Below are 17,362 nucleotides of genomic sequence, written 5' to 3'. Positions count from 1 at the left end.
GCATGGAATCGTTCACCGGATCGAGGCCCGCGGTCATGCGTTTTCTGGCCTTCCTGCTGGTTCTGCTGGTCCTGCTGCTCGGCGGCGGGGCGGCGTTCCTGATGACGTGGGACATCCCGCCTCCGACCGCGCCGGTGCAGAAGGTGATCCCGAATGACCGCCTGCCCAAGTAGCGGCCGCCGGCGCGTGGCCGCGCCGGGCCGGCGGGCCGCCCTCGGCGTCGTTGCTTCCCTGGTGCTCACCGTCGCCGCGGCGGTCTCCGCCGACGCACAGTCCAGGGGGCCGGTTCTGCTCGGGCCGCCGACCCCGCTCGGACCGGCAGCGCCGCCCGCCTCCGGCAGCGACAGCGCGCCGCCGTCCGCGCCGCCACCGCTGTTCGTGCCGCCGCCGGCGGATACCGCGGCACCGGCCGCCGCCGGTCCCCGCACGACCGCCGACGGAGCGATCCGCATCGAGGGGCTGGGCCGGCTGACGACCGATGCGGTCGGAACCCTGACGCCGGAGAGCGGCGGCCTCAGGACCGATCTCTGGCAGGGCACACCGGGCCCGATCGCGCTGCGCCTGGTGGCGCTGCTGCCGGCTGCGCCGAACGCCCAGGCGCTTCGCGACCTGCAGCGCCGGCTGCTGCTGTCGTCGGGCCCGGGGCCGTCCGGCCTGACCGGGGAGGGCCGGCTGCTTGCCGCCCGGGCCGAGCGCCTGCTGGCGATGGGCGCGCTCGACGAGCTCGGAGCGCTGGCCCGGATGGTTCCCGGCCGCGCCGACGACCCGGCGCTGGCGCGGCCGCTCGCCGAGCGGGCCGCGGCGGTCGGCGACGACGCCACGGCCTGCGGTCATCACGACGCGGTGGCGGCCCGGGCCGACGACCGCTTCTGGGTGAAGCTGGGCATCGTCTGCGACCTGTGGCGCGGCGATATCGCGAAGGCCGAGCTCGGGGTCCGGCTGCTCGGCGAGATCGGCGAGGCCGACGCGCTGCTCCAGGACCTCGTTCAGCTGGCGGTCCCGGGCGCCGGTCGGTCCGGCGGCCCGGCCCGGCTGGTGGGCGCCGAGCCGCTGCATCTGGCGGCGGCCCGGCTGGCCAAGGCGGCGGTCGACCCGGACGTGATGCAGATCGACTCGCTGCCGGTGCTGGTCGCGCTGGCCCGCGGCATCGGCGATCCGCCGTTTGCCGCCCGGCTGGCTGCGGCCGAACGCGCCGAGGAGGCCGGTGCCCTCGGCACGCAAGCGCTGATCGACCTGTACCGCGATATTGCGGTCGACGGCGGGACGGTCGACGGCGCGCTGCTGGCGGCCGAGGCCGACCAGTCCGCCTATGCGCGCGGCCTGCTGTGGCGCACGGCCGACGCGAACGGCGACCCCGGCCAGCGGGCCCGGGTCATCCGCAAGGCGCTGGAGATCGCCGAGGACGGCACCGCGTGGCGGCAGACCGCGAGACTGTTCGCGCCGCTGGTCCGACGGCTGACCATCCAGCCGTCGGTCGAGGCGATGGCGCCGGATGCGGTGCGGGTGCTGGTGGCGGCGGGACAGCCGGCGGCCGCCCGTCCGTGGCTGGAATGGCTGCGCACCCGGGCCGACGCCGGCAGCCCCGACGCCCGGCTCGCGCTGCGCCGGCTGTGGGTGGCGGCGCGGATCGGCGGCGGCGACCTGCTGGTGCCGTACCAGGAAGCCGCGGTCTCTGCGTGGTGGGACGACCGGCGCGACAACGACCCGGACGGGGCGTCCAACCTCGGCGGGGCGGCGCTGTCGCTGCTCGACGCCCTGGGCGAACCGATCGGCGTGGACGCGTGGCGCGGGCTTGCGGCGCTGCCGCCGACCACGCCGTACGAGGCGCCGACCGCGGCGTTCCGCAACGGTGTGGCGGCGGCTGCTGCCGCCGGCCGGCTGGCCGAGGCGGTGGCGCTGGCCTGTGCCGGCTTCGGCGACGTGCCGCTCGAGGAGATCGATCCGACGGCGGTGGCTGGGGTGGTCGGGGCGTTGCGCGCCCTCGGGCTGGAGGACGATGCCCGCCGGCTCGCCGGCGAGGCGGCGGTGGCCTACGGGCTCTGACGTGGATCGGAAACCCTGAGATGGCGCGTCGTGCGGCGCCGCGCGGCTGGTCGCCGGCGGTCGAGACCTTCCTCGAGATGATGGCGGCGGAACGCGGCGCGGCCCGCAACACGCTCGACGCGTACGGCCGCGACCTGACCCACGTCGAGGCGTGGCTGGCCGGCCGCAACGGCTCGCTCGAGACCGCCGGTACCGACGACCTGCGCGGCTATCTGGCCGCCGCCGCGGCCGAGGGCGTGGCGCCGCGCACCGCCGCCCGGCGGCTGTCGGCGCTGCGGCAGTTCTACCGCTTCCTGTATGCCGAGGGCCGGCGCGGCGACGATCCGACGGCGGTGCTCGACGCCCCGCGCCGCGGCCGGCCGCTGCCGAAGATCCTGTCGGAGGCCGAGGTCGACGCCCTGCTCGACACCGCCCGCGACCGGGACGGCCCGGAGGGCCTGCGGCTGGTCTGCCTGCTGGAGGTGCTGTATGCGACCGGCCTGCGGGTCTCGGAGCTGGTCGGGCTGCCGTTCGCGGCGGTGGCGCGCGACCCGCGGGTGCTGATCGTGCGCGGCAAGGGCGGCAAGGAGCGGATGGTGCCGCTGACCGAGGCCGCGATGGCGGCGCTCTCGGCCTACAAGGCGGTGCGCGGCGTGTTCCTGGCCGCCGGCGAGACCTCGCCCCACCTGTTCCCGTCGCGCTCGCAGGAGGGTCACCTGACCCGCCGGCGGTTCGCGCAGCTGCTCGACGAGACCGCGGCGCTGGCCGGGATCGATCCCGCCAAGGTCTCGCCGCACGTGCTGCGCCACGCCTTCGCCACCCATCTGCTGGACCATGGCGCCGATCTGCGCAGCGTTCAGCAGATGCTCGGCCACGCCGACATCTCGACCACCCAGATCTACACTCACGTCCTGGCCGAGCGCCTGCGGGCCCTGGTCGAGACCCATCATCCGCTGGCCGGCAACTGACCGGCGGCGGGGCCGGTGCCCGGCTTGTAGGGCGGGGGCGGCGCCGTTATGGTGCGGCCGCTTTTAAACGGGGCTTGCTGCACATGCGTCATTTTCTCGATTTCGAGAAACCGATCGCCGACCTCGAGGGCAAGATCGAGGAACTGAAGCACCTGTCCGGCACCGGCGAGATCAACATCGCCGACGAGGTCGGCAAGCTGCAGGCGAAGGTCGAGCGACAGCTCCGGGCGACCTACCAGAAGCTCACCGCCTGGCAGAAGGTGCAGGTGGCCCGCCATCCGGACCGGCCGCACGCCGCCGACGCGATCGCCCATCTGATCGAGGACTACCAGCCGCTGGCCGGCGACCGCGGCTATGCCGACGACGCCGCCATCGTCGGCGGGCTCGGCCGGTTCCGCGGGCGCTCGGTGGTGGTGATCGGCACCGAGAAGGGAGCGACCACCGAGCAGCGGGTGAAGCGGAATTTCGGCATGGCGCGGCCCGAGGGTTACCGCAAGGCGCGCCGGCTGATGGAGATGGCCGACCGGTTCGGGCTGCCGATCCTGACCTTCGTCGACACCGCCGGCGCCTATCCCGGCGTCGACGCCGAGGCGCGCGGCCAGGCCGAGGCGATCGCCCGCTCGATCGAGACCTGTCTGTCGGTGCGGGTGCCGCTGGTCGCGGCGATCATCGGCGAGGGCGGTTCCGGTGGTGCGGTGGCGCTGGCCGCCGGCAACCGGGTGCTGATGTTCGAGCACGCGGTCTATTCGGTGATCTCGCCGGAGGGCTGCGCCTCGATCCTCTGGCGCTCGGCCGAGTTCGCCAAGGACGCCGCCGAGGCGCTGAAGATGACGGCGCAGGACCTGGAGCGGCTGGGGGTGATCGACGGCATCGTGCCGGAGCCGCTGGGCGGCGCCCATCGCGACCCGAAGGTGGCCCTGGCCGCGCTCGGCAAGGCCATGGGCACGGCGCTCGACGACCTGGCCAGGCGCGACGGCGGCCAGCTCCGGGCCGAGCGGCGCGACAAGTTCCTGGCGATGGGCGCCACCGAGGATTGAGCGTCCGCGGGCACGGTTCCGACCCGCCCCTGTGCGGCCGGGGCGAGGTGGTGCACGATGGGCATCCGGTCAGGCGTTGGCTGCTCCGCGAGAGGCTCCGATGACGGTTCACGATTCCGACGACAAGCTGGCGGTGTTCTGCGACTTTGAGAACGTCGCGCTCGGCGTCCGCGACGCCAAGATCGCCAGGTTCGACATGCAGCTGGTGCTGGAGCGGCTGCTGCTGAAGGGCAGCATCGTCGTCAAGAAGGCGTACTGCGACTGGGAGCGCTACAAGGAGTTCAAGACCGCCATGCACGGGGCGGCGTTCGAGCTGATCGAGATCCCGCATACTCGGCAGTCCGGCAAGAACTCCGCCGATATCCGCATGGTCGTGGACGCGCTCGACCTCTGCTACACCAAGGAGCACATCGACACCTTCGTGATCATCAGCGGCGATTCCGACTTCTCGCCGCTGGTCAGCAAGCTGCGCGAGAACGCCAAGACGGTGATCGGGGTCGGGGTGCGCAACAGCACCTCCGACCTGCTGATGAACAACTGCGACGAGTTCATCTTCTACGACGACCTGGTGCCGGCCGACGCACCGAAGCGGAAGGCCTCTGCGAAGGCTCCGGCCAAGGACAAGGCGCCGGCCAAGGGCAAGACCGAGAAGGCGCCGGAGCCGGCCGCCAAGGCGGCGGCCAAGGACTCCGCCGCCAATCCGGCGGACCCGTATGCCGAAGCCATCGACCTGGTCCTGGAGACCGCCGCCGCGATGCTGGCCGAGGGGTCCGACCGGGTGTGGGGTTCGGCGGTGAAGCAGACCCTGAAGCGCCGGCGCCCCGGCTTCAGCGAGTCGTCCTACGGCTTCCGGTCGTTCAGCGACCTGCTGGAGGAGGCCGAGGAGCGCGGCCTGCTCGACATGGAGATGGACGAACGCTCCGGCGGCTACGTCATCCGCTCGGTCCGGCACGACGATTGACGGGCGGGGGGAGCAGGGACGCACGATGATCGAGCCGCTCCTGCTGACCGCGACCCGGGTCCTGACCTTCGCGCAGCAGGCCCGGCTCACCTCGGCCACCGGCTTCTTCTTCGAGCGCGACCGGCGCCTGTACCTGGTAACCAGCCGGCACGTGCTGATCGACGAGGCGAGCGGCCACCGTCCCGACCGGATCGAGATCGAGCTGCACACCGACCCGGACAACCTGGCGCAGTCCACCGGGTTCTCGATCCCGCTGTACCGCGACGGCAGGAGCGTGTGGCGCGACGGACTGGACGGTGGCGGTACCGTCGACGTGGCGGTGCTGGCCATCGATCGCGACGCCCTGCCGGAGCGGACGGTCTATCGGGCGTTCACGCCGGACCACCTGCCGGCGCCGGACGAGCGGGTCGAGATCGGTGCGACGCTGCTGGTGGTCGGCTTCCCGCTCGGCTTCCACGACACTCTTCACCACATGCCGGTGGCGCGGCAGGCGGTGGTCGCATCGTCGTTCGGCCTGCGGTTCCAGGGCCATGGCTACTTCCTGTCCGACGCCCGCACCCACCGCGGCACCAGCGGCGCGCCGGTGGTCGCACGGGTGCCGGGCGGCGAGCAGGCCCTCGGCGACCTGCCGTGGATGCTGCTCGGCATCCACTCGGCCCGCCTCGACATCGGCACCCGCGACCTGCAGCTCGACGAGGCGCTCGGCCTGAACTGCACCTGGTACGCGGACATCCTGCTGACCCTGACGGAGGCGTGAAATGCATCGGCAGGGGTGCTATGGCTTGCCGTCCGCTGCTCCAGGGAAGCATCCATGACAGGCAATCCGGAATTCCGCCTCGGCCTGATCGGCGACGGCATCGGCCGGTCCTCGGCGCCGCGGCTGCACGAGCTGGCCGGGCGGATCGTCGGGCGGAGCGTCAGCTACGTCCGCTACGACCTGGACGGGGTGACCGACGCCGGCTTCGAGGAAACCCTGGCGGCGCGCGGGCGCGACGGGCTGGCCGGGGTCAACGTCACCCACCCCTACAAGGAGCGGGCGGCCCGGATCGTCCCGATCCAGGATCCGCGGGTGCGGCGGATCGGGGCGATCAACACCGTGTTGTTCCGCGACGGCGCGCCGGCCGAGGGCCACAACACCGACCACAGCGGCTTCGTCGCCGCGTACCGGGCGCAGATGGGCGACGCCAGGCCGGGCGCGGTGGCGCTGGTCGGGGCCGGCGGGGTCGGCCGGCCGATCGCGGTCGGGCTCGGCGAGCTCGGGGCCGATGAGATCCGGGTGTTCGACATCGACCCGGCGCGGGCCGCCCGGCTGGCGGCCGAGCTGACCACCGACGAAGCGCCGGTGCGGGCCTGCGCGACGGTCGAGGAGGCGCTGGACGGGGCCGCCGGCATCGCCAACGCCTCGCCGATCGGCATGTACCGCTACCCCGGCAACCCGGTGCCGGAGGCCGCCATGGGCCGGCCGCGCTGGGTGTTCGACGCGGTCTACACGCCGCGCGACACCGAGTTCACGCTGGCGGCCGCGGCGCGCGGCGCCGAGGTGGTCTCCGGCTACGAGCTGTTCTTCTGGCAGGGCGTGCACGCGTTCCGGCTGTTCACCGGGCTGGAGGTCGACCGCGACGCGCTGCGGGCGGCGCTGGCGGAGCCGGCCGGGGCCTGATCAGCTGCAGCACCGCCGGTCGGACTGGATCGGCGGGCAGGGCACGCTGCCGTACGAGCAGAACACGCAGCAGTCGCCCGGTTTCGGCCTGAGCAGCGCGCCGCAGCCCTTGCAGTCATAGAACCACTGGCAGGCGTCGGTCGGCATGGTCTCGACCGCCCGGAACCCGCATTCGGGGCAGGCGATCTCGGAGCGGAGCTGGATCGTGGAGTCGGCCATCGGTCCATCCTGTCACACTTCGCCGGCGTAGGGCGGGGCCGGGTCGTACTGCATGGCGCGCTGGACCTTGCGGGCGAAGGCCGGCTCCCAGATCTCGCCGACCAGCCACAGCGCCATGTCGATGCCGGCCGACACGCCGGCCGAGGTGATCACGTTGCCGTCGCGCACGTAGCGGACCTCCTCCAGCACCTCGGCCGCGTCGCCGCGGCCGCGCACCAGGTCGACCGCGGCCCAATGCGTGGCGATGCGCCTGTCCTTGGCCGGTCCGGCGGCGGCCAGCAGCATCGAGCCGGTGCACACCGAGGTCACCCAGGTGCAGCCGGGCGCGACCTCGGCGATCCAGCCGAGCAGGATCGGGTTTTCGACCTCGCGTCGCGTGCCGCGGCCGCCGGGCACCACCAGCACGTCGAGCGCCGGGGCGTCGGCGAACCCGTGGTCCGCGACGATCCTCATGCCCTTGGCGCAGCGCACGGTGCCGCCGTCGGCCGCGATGGTGACGCAGTCGATGCCGGCCTCCGGCCGCAGCTGGGCGGCCATGGTGAAGACCTCCCAGGGCCCGACCATGTCGAGCTCCTCCAGGTCGTCGAACATCAGGAAGCCGATCTTCATCCTGCTCTCTCCCGGGCCGGTGAACCGAAGCGTTGGCGATAGTCGGCGGGTGCGATCCCGAGCTGGCGCAGGAAGCTGCGGCGCATGCGCTCGGGGTTGCCGAACCCGGTGTCGTGGGCGATCGCCTCGATCGAGGCGGTGCCGGCCTCCAGCCGGCGGCGGGCGGCGTCGACCCGGGCGCGCTCCACGAACCGCGCCGGGCTGACCCCGACGGCGCGGGTGAACACCCGGTTGAAGTTGCGTGGGCTCATGGCGGCGCGGCCGGCCAGGTCCTCGACCGTCAGCGGCGAGGACAGGTTCTCGAACACCCAGCCCTGCAGGCGGGCGAGTCGAGGCTCGTCGGCGGTCTGCAGCGCCAGCTCGGCGCTGAACTGGCTCTGGCCGCCCGGGCGGTGCATGTACATCACCTTGGAGCGCGCCAGCTCCAGCGCCGGCCGGCGCCCGAGGTCGGCGGCGATCATGGCGAGCGCCATGTCCATGCCGGAGGTGACGCCGGCGGCGGTCCAGATACCGCCGTCCTGCAGGTAGATGCGGTTGGCCTCGACCCGGATGCGAGGGAACGCCGCCGCGAGGTCGTCGGCATGCCGCCAGTGGGTGGTGGCACGGCGGCCGTCCAGCACGCCGGCCTCGGCCAGCAGGAAGGCGCCGGTGCACACCGAGCCGAGCCTGCGCACCTGGCCGGCGGCCCGGCGCAGCCAGTCCAGCAGGGCCGGGTCGGGATCCGGGCGGCGGGCGCCGACGCCGCCGGCGACGATGATCGTGTCGAACCGCTCGGGCGGGACGTCGGCGATCGCCGCATCGGCGTTCAGGGACGGTCCGACGCTCGGCGGCACCGCGCCGTTGCGCAGGCCGAGCAGGCTGCAGTCGTAGGCGTAGGGACCGTCGTTCTGGCCGTCGAAGGTGGCGGCCGCGAACAGCGCCATCGGCCCGGCGACGTCCAGCAGCTCGAAGGCGTCGACCGCGACGATCGCGACCGGTCGCACGGTACCGATGACGGGAAGCTCGGCGGAAACGGGGTCGCTGGTCATGGCAGGGATCCTGCGGCGACTGGCGCTTGGCCGCAATGACCATAGCCCCTCGTTTTCGGCCATCGCATCTTCGCACGGTTCCAGCCCTGGCCCGTCCATAGCCGAGCCGTTGCTTTGGAGGAGGTGGCCATGGAGGCGGTCTTGGACGACGACGGTCGCGTGATGCTCGGGGCGTTCCCGGATCCCGTCCGCTGGCTGGAACGGCTGGTGGCGGTCTGGCACGACCAGCGCGCCGGGGCGGTCCTGCCGGATGCCGACGAACTGTTCCTGGCGGACATGGCCGAGCTGGTCCCGCACCTGCTGCTCGCCTATCGCGACGAGGAGACCGACGACTTCCGGATCGAGTTCGCCGGCGGTGCCGCCCGACGCCTGCTGTCGCTGGAGCCGGTCGGGGAGCTGCCGGAACGCTGCCCGAGCGGGCACCCGCTCGCCTGGCTCGGCGCCGGCTTCGTCCGGGTGCGGCGGCCGGCGGTGCCGGGGATGATCTGGATGCGCGAGGAGGAGCGGCTCGGTCTGTTCCTGCCCTACGGAGCGGCGGACGGCCGGGTGACCATGATCCTGGCCGGCATCGCCCGCTGGCCGGCCGGTGGGAGTGACGGCGGCAAGGTGGTTCCGCTGCGGCCGGGCGGTGGAAGCCGTGGCGGGGACGGCTGACTTGACCTAAAGTTGCCGGAGGACGGGATGACCGAGATGAACACAGCAAAGGCCGTCGAGAGCCTGACACGGACCGGGTTCAGCGAGGAGCAGGCCCGGGCGGTCGTCGACGTCGTGTCCGGGGTCGTCGACGAAACGGCCGCGACCAAGCAGGACTTCGCCGAGCTCAAGACGACCATGCATACCGAGTTCGCCGGCCTGACCAGGAGATTCGAGGCCCTGGAGGGACGTTTCGGAGCTCTGGAGGGACGTTTCGGAACTCTGGAGCGGCGGTTCGGATCTCTGGAGGGCCAGGTCGGGACCCTGGATGTCACGATCGACGCCAAGGTGGCGAGGCTCGAGGCGAGCATCGCCAACGCCAAGACGCAGATGGTGCTCTATACCGGCGGCATCGTCGCCGGGGTCGCCGCGATCTCCAAGCTGTTCGGCTGATCCCCCCGCCTACGCCGGCGCCACCTCGACCCTGGTGTCGTTGAAGCAGGCGCCCTCGCACAGATCGGCCTTGGCGCTGACCATCAGCGCGTTGACGGTGTCGCCGGTCGGGCTGGTGCGGGCCCAGGTACCCTTCGGCGAATACACCACGCCCGGCCGCACCGCGTCGGTCACCACCGCCTTCAGGCGGGTCTCGCCGAGGTCGTTCCAGACCCGAACCTCGGCGCCGCCGGCGATGCCGCGGGCGGCCGCGTCGTCCGGGTGGATCTCCAGCGGCGGCATGCCGGACGAGGCCTCGTGGCTGCCGAAGGTGGCATTGGTGCGGTCGGCCGAGGACGGGGTGATCAGCGCCAGTGGCCACGTGCTTTCGAGTTTCCGGTAGACCGGCACCCGGAACCCGCGCTTCGCCTCGGTCAGCTCCGACGCCAGCTCGGCCTTGCCGCTGGGCGTGGTCGGGAACACCGTGGCGAACGGCACGATCGGCGAGGCGCCGTCGGGTGCCGTCATGTTGCGGGCCGAGGCGAGCGGCAGCCGGCTCGGCCGGATGCCGCCCAGTCGCGGGTCGTCGCCGTCGACCGCGTCGTCCATCAGCTCGGAATCGGTCGCCCTGAAGCACGGCTCGTCGAAGCCGAAGCGGGCCGCCAGCCGCCGGAAGATCTCGGTGTTCGGCAGCGATTCGCCGACCGGCGGGATCACCGCGTCGGCCCGTTGCAGGTAGGTCTGGCCATAGGCGGGGAACAGGTCGGCGTGCTCGAAGTGGGTGCAGGCCGGCAGGATCACGTCGGCATAGGCCATGCTGTCGGTCATCTGCACCTCGCAGCCGACCACGAACAGGTCGGGCCGCGACAGGGCTTCGCGCACCAGCCGCTGCTCCGGGTGCACCGCGACCGGGTTGTGGTTGTAGACGAACAGCGCGCCGATCGGCGTGGCCTCGCCGGGATCGAGGATCAGCCGCGGCACGTCCATGATGTTGAGCGTGCGGGTGCCTTCGGGCGCCAGGTCCGGGCGCTGCAGCCTGGCCGGGGTCTTCGGCACCGCCGCGCCGGCGCGCACGACCGCGCCGCCGCCGACCACGCCCCATTTGCCGGCCAGTGCCGGCAGCGCGACGATTGCGCGGATGCCGTTGCCGCCGTTCCGGTTGCGCTCCAGCCCGTTGCCGACCGCGATCAGCGCCGGCTCGGCGTCGGCGTACCAGCGCGCCAGGGTGCGGATCTGCTCGGCCGGGATCCCGCACTCCGCGGCGGCCCGCTCGACGGTCCAGGCCCGAGCCTCGGCCAGCAGCTCGTCGGCGCCGACCGTCCAGCGCTCCACGAAGCCGCGGTCGATCGCCTGCAGCCGCTCCAGCTCGGCGGCCAGCGCCAGCGCCAGCGCGGCATCGGTGCCGGGCCGGATCGCCACGTGCATGTCGGCCTGGTCGGCGACCTTCACCCGCTTCGGGTCGATCACCACCAGCTTCGCGCCCTTGGCCTTGGCGCGGTTGACGGTGCGGATGAAGTGCAGGTTGGAGACCGTGACGTTGTTGCCCCACACCACGATCAGCTCGGCCTCGACGCCCTGCTCGGGCGGCGTCCCCGGCATGTTGCCGTAGACGCTGACGCAGGCCTCGGTCTTGACGCCGCCGCACATCGGCGGGCGGTCGAGTCTGCTGGCGCCCAGTTTGTGGAAGAACCGGTAGTCCATGGAGCCGACGGCGAGCATGCCGTGCGGGCCGGCGTAGCTGAACGGCACCACGCTCTCGGGGCCGAAGCGCTCGATGGCGGCGGCGAGTCCGTCGTGGACCCGGTCGATCGCCTCTTCCCAGGAGATCCGCTCGAACCGGCCCTCGCCGCGTGCGCCGACCCGCTTCAGCGGATGGCGCAGCCGGGTGGCTCCGTGCACGAAGTCCGGGTAGTACCGCGCCACCTTGTTGCACACCACGCTCTCGGTCAGCGGGTTGGCGTCCGAGCCGCGGACCGCGACGACCCGGTCGTCCTCGACGGTCACCGCCAGGCTGCAGGTGTCGGGACAGTCCAGCGGGCAGACGCTGTCGCGGGTGACGGCTGCGTGTCCGTCGGGCATGGCGGCCTCCTGTGATAGATTGGAGCGCGATCACTATCCGCGTCGTTTGGCCTGATCGATAGGGCCATATTCCCGGGCGATGTCGGGCCAAGCGGCCGTGTCGATCACGACCGGTCACGGCATATTGACTGGCGGCGGGAGGCGGTTTGCATAGGTTTTGGGCATGTCGAGCGCGGATGGGCCAGATCGTTTGAATTCCGCCACCACCGGGACAGAAACCGAATCGACCGATCGGCCGTCGCCGTGCGCGCGAACGTCGCCGATCCGGCGCTGGGGGCTGGCGGCGGTGCTGGCGGCCGGGTTCGTCGCGTTCTTCGCGTTCGATCTCGGGCGTTTCGTGTCGCCCGCGGCACTGGCGCGCAACTGCGACGCCCTCGAGGTCTGGGTCGATGCCCATCCGGTTCTGTCGCGCGGGGCTTATGCGGCGGCGTACTTCCTGGCAATCGCGTTCTCGCTGCCGATCGGCGTGGTCCTGACCATCGGCGGTGGCCTGGTGTTCGGCCTGCTGGAGGGGACCGCCATCACCGTCCTGGCGGCCACCGCCGGGGCACTCGCGGTGTTCCTGGCGGCCCGCAGCGCCATCGGCGATACGCTCCGGCGCCGCGCCGGCCCGTTCGCCAAGACCCTGGAGCGCGGCTTCCGCGAGAACGCCGTTTCCTACCTGCTGGTTCTCAGGCTGGTGCCGCTGTTTCCGTTCTGGCTGGTGAACATCGTGCCGGCGCTGCTGGGCGTGTCGGCCCGGACCTACGTGATGACGACGTTCCTCGGGATTATTCCGGGCACCTTCGTGTTCGTCTCGGTCGGCAACGGGCTGGAGACCATCATCGACCGCGGCCAGTTGCCGGGGCTGGAGATCTTCCTGGAGCCGTCGGTGCTGATGCCGATCGTCGGCCTGGCGGCGCTGGCCCTGGTTCCGGTGGTCTACAAGCGCCTGCGGAACCGGCCGCCGCGCCCGTAACCTTCCTGGATCGCCGCCATTTTTACCTGTATCAACGGGCAGGATACGGCCCCGCGCAACCCGTCGGACCGCGTATGACCGAAGCCATCGACGTCGATCTCTGCGTGATCGGAGCCGGTGCGGGCGGCCTCTCGGTCGCCGCCGGCGCCTCCCAGATGGGAGCGTCGGTCGTGCTGTTCGAGCGCGGTGCGATGGGCGGCGACTGCCTCAACGTCGGCTGTGTGCCGTCGAAGGCCCTGCTGGCCGCTGCCCACGCGGCGCATGGCGCCGACGTCGCCGGACGCTTCGGCCTCGACATGACGGTTGCCCCGACCGACTGGCGGCGGGTCCGCGAGCACGTGCGGGGCGTGATCGCCGCCATCGCCCCCGTCGACTCGGTCGAGCGCTACGAGGGTTTCGGGGTGCGGGTGATCCCGGCGCACGCCCGGTTCACCGGACCGCGCACCCTGGAGGGCGGCGGGGTGACGGTGCGGGCCCGGTTCGTGGCGATCGCCACCGGATCGACGCCGTCGGTGCCGCCGCTCCCGGGGCTCGACGGGGTGGCGTACCTGACCAACGAGACCGTCTTCGACCTCGACGAACGGCCGTCGCACCTGCTGGTGCTGGGCGGCGGCGCGATCGGCTGCGAACTCGCCCAGGCGCATGCGCGGCTCGGTTGTCGGGTGACCCTTGTCGAGGCGGCACGGCTGCTCGGCCCCGAGGATCCGGAGGCGGCCGACGTCGTCCGGCTGTCGCTCCGGCGCGACGGGATCGATGTCCGCGAAGGGGTGTCGGCGGTGTCGGTCGGCCGGTCCGGCGACGGCATCGCCCTGACGGTGAACGGGGCGGACGGAGCGGAGACCCTGACGGGTAGCCATCTCCTGGTGGCGACCGGTCGGCGGGTGTCGTTCGAGGGTCTCGACCTCGACCGGGCCGGGATCGCCACCGACGAGCGCGGCCGGCTTGTGCTCGACGCCCGGCTGCGAACCAGCAACCGGCGGGTGTTCGCGGTCGGCGATGCCGCCGGCGGGCCGCAGTTCACCCATGTCGCCGGCGCCCATGCCGGCGTGGTCATCAAGAACACGCTGTTCCGATGGCCGGCCAGGGCCGACAATGCCGGGGTGCCGAGAGTGACCTTCACCGCACCCGAACTGGCCCAGGTCGGCCCGACCGAGGCGGAGCTGCGGAGCGCCGGCACGGCCTTCGGGGTGCTGCGCTGGCCCTATGCCGAGAACGACCGCGCCCAGGCCGAGCGGTCGGTGGACGGGTTCGCCAAGGTGCTGGTGGCGCCGAACGGCCGGATCCTCGGGGCGACCGTGGTCGGCGATGCGGCCGGCGAGCTGATCTCGGTGTGGGCCCTGGCGATCGCGCAGCGCCTCAAGGTCGGCGCCCTGGCCGGGCTGGTCGTGCCGTACCCGACCCGGGCCGAGATCATCAAGCGGGTGGCGTCGAGCTGGTACGTTCCCAAGCTGTTCGGCGATCGCACCAGGGCGCTCGTCCGCTTTCTGATGCGTTTCGCCTGACGGCCGGCCCATGCGCTTCTCGTTCCGCTCCCTGTCGTTCCGCCTGCTGCTGCTAACGATCTTCTTCGTGATGCTGTCGGAGGTGCTGATCTACACCCCGTCGGTGGCCCGGTTCCGGCTGGTGTACCTGCAGGAGAAGCTGGACTCGGCGCATCTCGCGGCGATGGCGGTGAACGTGGCGCCGGACCGGATGGTCAGCGAGGAGATCACCTACGAGCTGCTCGACCATGTCGGCGCCTGGGCCATCAAGGTGGTCCGCGACGGCGTGCCGATGGAGATGCTGAAGCGCCCGCTGCGGCCGGAGCCCGACGTGCGCTACGACCTGGACCGGGCCGGGGTGGTGACGCTGATCCTGGACGCCTTCGAGTCGCTGTTCCAGACCCGCAACCGGGTGCTGCAGGTCCGCGGGACCTCGCCGCAGAACCCGAGCGCGGTGGTGGTGGTGACCATCGACGAGTTTCCGCTGCGCCGCGAGATGTACGACTACTCCTGGCGAATCCTGAACCTGTCGATCGTGATCTCGGTGACCACCGCGACCCTGCTGTTCGTCACGCTGCGCTGGCTGATGGTGCGGCCGCTCGAACAGCTCACCCGCAGCCTGACCGCGTTCCGGCGCTCGCCCGAGGACCGCTCCAGCGACCTTGCCGACGTCGGCCGGCGCGACGAGATCGGCGTCGCCCTGCGCGAGATGGCGGCCATGAAGGAGGGCCTGCGCAGCGCGCTCCGCCAGCGCACCCGGCTGGCGGCGCTCGGCACCGCCGTGAACAAGATCAGCCACGACCTGCGCAACATGCTGGCGACCGCGACCCTGATCTCGGACCGCTTGGCGCAGAGCCAGGACCCCGAGGTCCAGCGCATCACGCCGACCCTGGTGCGCGCGATCGATCGGGCGGCGGCGCTGTGCTCGACCACCCTGAACTTCACGCGCGAGACCCCGCCGCTCAGGGTCGAGCCGGTGACCGTGGCCGAGCTGCTGCGCGACGTCGAGCACGGGGTGCCGGCGTCGGAACTGGGTGCCCTGCGGATCCACCTCGCCGACGGCGGCGACCTGGCGGTCCGGGCCGACCGCGACCAGATGTTCCGGGCGATCGCCAACCTGATCGGCAACGCCGCCGGGGCCGGCGCCGGGCGGGTGACGGTCACGGCGATGCGCCGCGACCGCCAGGTGGTGCTGGACGTCGCCGACGACGGCCCGGGCATCCCGGAAGACGCGGTCGGCAAGCTGTTCCAGCCCTTCCAGTTCAGCAGCCGCAAGGAAGGCACCGGGCTCGGCCTGACCATCGCCCGGGACATCGTGCAGGCGCATGGTGGCCGGCTGACCCTGGACCGTACCGGTCCGGACGGCACCGTGTTCCGGATCGAGCTTCCGGAGGCCGATCGCTAGCCGGGCGACGTTGCACTGCGGCATCTCACAACTTGGCCGACCAGCGCCCTGGTGATAGCTTCTTTGCGTCCGCGGACCGGCAGGCAGGTCCGAACGTGGAGGAGTGGTCGTGGAGCGCGCCCAACTCGGTGCAGCGCCCGTTTGCGGGTTCGATCTTCCGGAGCAGTGCGGGAACTGCGAGGTCCGGCACCTCACGCTGTGCGCGCCGCTCGACAGCGGCGAGATGCAGCGCCTCGTCGAGATCCTCAAGGTGATCGACGTGCCGGCCGGCGCCAGCGTGACCGAGGAGGGTGAGCCGGCCGAACACGTCTTCAACGTCACCGGCGGGGCGCTGCGGCTTTACAAGCTGCTGGCCGACGGCCGGCGGTCGGTGACCGGGTTCCTGTTTCCCGGCGACTTCCTCGGGCTGACCGCCGGCGACACCTACACCTGCTCGGCCGAGGCGATGACGCCGGTCCGGCTGTGCCGGTTCCCGCGCAGGAGGCTCGAGGGCCTGTTCTCGGAGCTGCCGAAGCTGGAGCGCCGGCTGCTGGCCATGGCCTCGAACGAGCTGGCGGCGGCGCAGGACCAGATGGTCCTGCTCGGCCGCAAGACCGCGGCCGAGAAGTTGGCGTCGTTCCTGCTCCAGCTCAGCCGCCGGCAGGAGGCGAGGCACCTGCCGCCCGACCCGGTCTCGCTGCCGATGGGACGCTCCGACATCGCCGACTATCTCGGCCTGACCACCGAGACCGTCAGCCGGACCATCACCCAGTTCAAGACCACCGGCGTCATCTCGCTGCAGCCGCAGGGGCGTGTCGTGCTCCGCGACCGGCTGGCCCTCGAGGAGTGTGCCGAGGGCGCCTGAGCCCGCCCCCGCAGCCGTCGTCGGAGCGCCCCATGAGCGCTGGTCCACCCGTGGATCCGGAGATCCCAATGAGCATCGGTAGCGGTATTCCCGGCCTCGGGATCGAGGTGGCGCGTGTGCCCGAGGCGGTGCGCCGTCGGGTCGAGGCGTGGCGGGCCGCCGGCGAGACGGTCGCCCTGGTGCCGACCATGGGGGCGCTGCACGAAGGGCATCGGACCCTGGTCCGGTCCGCCAGGGCCGGGGCCGACCGCGTCGTGGTGTCGATCTTCGTCAACCCGCGGCAGTTTGCGCCGACCGAGGACTTCGCCACCTACCCGCGGACCGAGAATGCCGATTTGGAGGCGTTGACCGAGGAGGGCGCCGACCTCGCCTGGGTGCCGGCGCCGGACGTGGTGTACCCGCCGGGCTTCGAGACCACGGTGAAGGCCGGCCCGCTCGGCCAGCCGATGGAAGGCGCGCATCGTCCCGGTTTCTTCGACGGCGTCGCCACGGTGGTCGCCAAGCTGTTCGCGCTGGTCCGGCCGCATCGCGCCTATTTCGGGGAGAAGGACTTCCAGCAGCTGCTGGTGGTCAGCCGAATGGCGCTCGACCTGGACCTCGGCGTGGAGGTGGTGCCGGTTCCGACCGTGCGCGAGGCCGACGGCCTGGCGCTGTCCTCGCGCAATGTCCACCTGTCGCCGGAGGACCGGGCCGTGGCCCCGGCCCTGCACCGTACCATGGCGCGGATGGCCGCCCGGCTGGCCGACGGCGCCAGCGCCCCGGAGGCCGAGATCGCCTGGGGACGCGAGCGGATCCTGGAGGCCGGATTCGCCGGGGTCGACTATCTGGACATCCGCGATCCGCGGACCCTGGAGCCGGTGACCCGGGCCGGGGTGCCGGCCCGCATCCTGGTGGCGGCCCGGCTCGGCACGGTGCGGCTGATCGACAACGTGTCGGTGGCGTGACCGCGGCGAACGGGTCCCGGCTCCGCGCTCTGCGCCGTCCGGGATGAGGACGGAGAAAGATTCTCGAAACCCTCATCCCGGA

General features: G+C 72.2%; 18 protein-coding genes. 14 read left to right on the top strand and 4 right to left on the bottom strand.

Features of this window, described 5'->3' with window-relative positions:
- The first annotated feature begins 35 nt into the window (after nucleotides 1–35).
- From IE246_RS05225 to IE246_RS05195, 7 genes are all read left to right on the top strand, one after another.
- Nucleotides 36–173 carry a hypothetical protein gene (locus tag IE246_RS05225; protein WP_189987882.1) on the top strand — a complete coding sequence of 46 codons (138 nt, stop codon included), beginning with the start codon at nucleotides 36–38 and terminating at the stop codon, nucleotides 171–173.
- Nucleotides 154–2,043: a hypothetical protein gene (locus tag IE246_RS05220; RefSeq protein WP_189987881.1), complete on the top strand. Its 1,890-nt coding sequence runs from the start codon at nucleotides 154–156 to the stop codon at nucleotides 2,041–2,043. The genes IE246_RS05225 and IE246_RS05220 overlap by 20 nt, the downstream gene beginning before the upstream one ends.
- A 20-nt stretch (nucleotides 2,044–2,063) precedes the next feature.
- Nucleotides 2,064–2,990, top strand: a complete 927-nt coding sequence (gene xerD, locus IE246_RS05215; RefSeq protein WP_189987880.1) for a site-specific tyrosine recombinase XerD — start codon at nucleotides 2,064–2,066, stop codon at nucleotides 2,988–2,990.
- Between the two features lie 83 nt (nucleotides 2,991–3,073).
- Nucleotides 3,074–4,027 (top strand): acetyl-CoA carboxylase carboxyltransferase subunit alpha, encoded by a 954-nt coding sequence (locus IE246_RS05210; protein ID WP_189987879.1) that lies wholly within the window; start codon nucleotides 3,074–3,076, stop codon nucleotides 4,025–4,027.
- 100 nt (nucleotides 4,028–4,127) lie between these two features.
- Nucleotides 4,128–4,988: an NYN domain-containing protein gene (locus IE246_RS05205; RefSeq protein WP_189987878.1), complete on the top strand. Its 861-nt coding sequence runs from the start codon at nucleotides 4,128–4,130 to the stop codon at nucleotides 4,986–4,988.
- A 25-nt stretch (nucleotides 4,989–5,013) separates the two neighbouring features.
- Entirely contained in the window at nucleotides 5,014–5,745 is a 732-nt protein-coding gene (locus IE246_RS05200; RefSeq protein ID WP_189987877.1) for a S1 family peptidase, read from the top strand.
- A gap of 54 nt (nucleotides 5,746–5,799) precedes the next feature.
- The gene (locus IE246_RS05195; protein WP_189987876.1) at nucleotides 5,800–6,648 is read left to right on the top strand and encodes a shikimate dehydrogenase family protein; all 849 of its coding nucleotides are present in this window, start codon (nucleotides 5,800–5,802) and stop codon (nucleotides 6,646–6,648) included.
- On the opposite strand, the gene IE246_RS05190 is transcribed toward IE246_RS05195, so the two are convergent.
- Genes IE246_RS05190 through IE246_RS05180 form a run of 3 tightly spaced genes read right to left on the bottom strand, consistent with a single transcriptional unit; the run spans nucleotide 6,649 to nucleotide 8,504 of the window.
- The gene (locus tag IE246_RS05190) at nucleotides 6,649–6,867 is read right to left on the bottom strand and encodes a GDCCVxC domain-containing (seleno)protein (protein WP_189987875.1); all 219 of its coding nucleotides are present in this window, start codon (nucleotides 6,865–6,867) and stop codon (nucleotides 6,649–6,651) included.
- 12 nt (nucleotides 6,868–6,879) lie between these two features.
- Complete coding sequence (locus tag IE246_RS05185) at nucleotides 6,880–7,476, bottom strand: DJ-1/PfpI family protein (protein WP_189987874.1); 597 nt, start codon at nucleotides 7,474–7,476, stop codon at nucleotides 6,880–6,882.
- Nucleotides 7,473–8,504, bottom strand: coding sequence for a GlxA family transcriptional regulator (locus IE246_RS05180; protein WP_189987873.1), 1,032 nt, complete (start codon nucleotides 8,502–8,504; stop codon nucleotides 7,473–7,475). The genes IE246_RS05185 and IE246_RS05180 overlap by 4 nt, the downstream gene beginning before the upstream one ends.
- 129 nt (nucleotides 8,505–8,633) lie before the next feature.
- On the opposite strand from IE246_RS05180, the gene IE246_RS05175 reads away from it, so the two are divergent.
- On the top strand, nucleotides 8,634–9,158 hold the full coding sequence (locus IE246_RS05175; protein WP_189987872.1) for a PAS domain-containing protein: 525 nt from the start codon (nucleotides 8,634–8,636) through the stop codon (nucleotides 9,156–9,158).
- Nucleotides 9,159–9,194: 36 nt separating this feature from the next.
- Nucleotides 9,195–9,590 carry a hypothetical protein gene (locus IE246_RS05170; RefSeq protein WP_189987871.1) on the top strand — a complete coding sequence of 132 codons (396 nt, stop codon included), beginning with the start codon at nucleotides 9,195–9,197 and terminating at the stop codon, nucleotides 9,588–9,590.
- Between the two features lie 9 nt (nucleotides 9,591–9,599).
- Here IE246_RS05170 and IE246_RS05165 read toward each other — a convergent pair whose 3' ends face one another.
- Nucleotides 9,600–11,648 (bottom strand): molybdopterin-dependent oxidoreductase, encoded by a 2,049-nt coding sequence (locus tag IE246_RS05165; protein WP_189987870.1) that lies wholly within the window; start codon nucleotides 11,646–11,648, stop codon nucleotides 9,600–9,602.
- 190 nt (nucleotides 11,649–11,838) lie between these two features.
- Between IE246_RS05165 and IE246_RS05160 the strand changes: the two genes are divergently transcribed.
- From IE246_RS05160 to panC, 5 genes are all read left to right on the top strand, one after another.
- Nucleotides 11,839–12,606, top strand: a complete 768-nt coding sequence (locus IE246_RS05160) for a TVP38/TMEM64 family protein (RefSeq protein ID WP_229836416.1) — start codon at nucleotides 11,839–11,841, stop codon at nucleotides 12,604–12,606.
- A gap of 74 nt (nucleotides 12,607–12,680) precedes the next feature.
- Entirely contained in the window at nucleotides 12,681–14,108 is a 1,428-nt protein-coding gene (locus IE246_RS05155) for a dihydrolipoyl dehydrogenase family protein (protein WP_189987868.1), read from the top strand.
- Between the two features lie 10 nt (nucleotides 14,109–14,118).
- A complete protein-coding gene (locus IE246_RS05150; RefSeq protein WP_189987867.1) occupies nucleotides 14,119–15,492 on the top strand; it encodes a sensor histidine kinase in 1,374 nt (457 codons plus the stop codon).
- A 109-nt stretch (nucleotides 15,493–15,601) separates the two neighbouring features.
- Nucleotides 15,602–16,336, top strand: coding sequence for a helix-turn-helix domain-containing protein (locus IE246_RS05145; protein WP_229836413.1), 735 nt, complete (start codon nucleotides 15,602–15,604; stop codon nucleotides 16,334–16,336).
- A 68-nt stretch (nucleotides 16,337–16,404) separates the two neighbouring features.
- Nucleotides 16,405–17,280 (top strand): pantoate--beta-alanine ligase, encoded by an 876-nt coding sequence (gene panC, locus IE246_RS05140; protein WP_229836409.1) that lies wholly within the window; start codon nucleotides 16,405–16,407, stop codon nucleotides 17,278–17,280.
- Nucleotides 17,281–17,362: the final 82 nt, after the last annotated feature.

Source organism: Thalassobaculum fulvum, assembly GCF_014652915.1.
Classification (GTDB): domain Bacteria; phylum Pseudomonadota; class Alphaproteobacteria; order Thalassobaculales; family Thalassobaculaceae; genus Thalassobaculum_A; species Thalassobaculum_A fulvum.
Note: the sequence above shows the minus strand (reverse complement) of the source record. Positions and strands in the feature narration are given on the sequence as shown.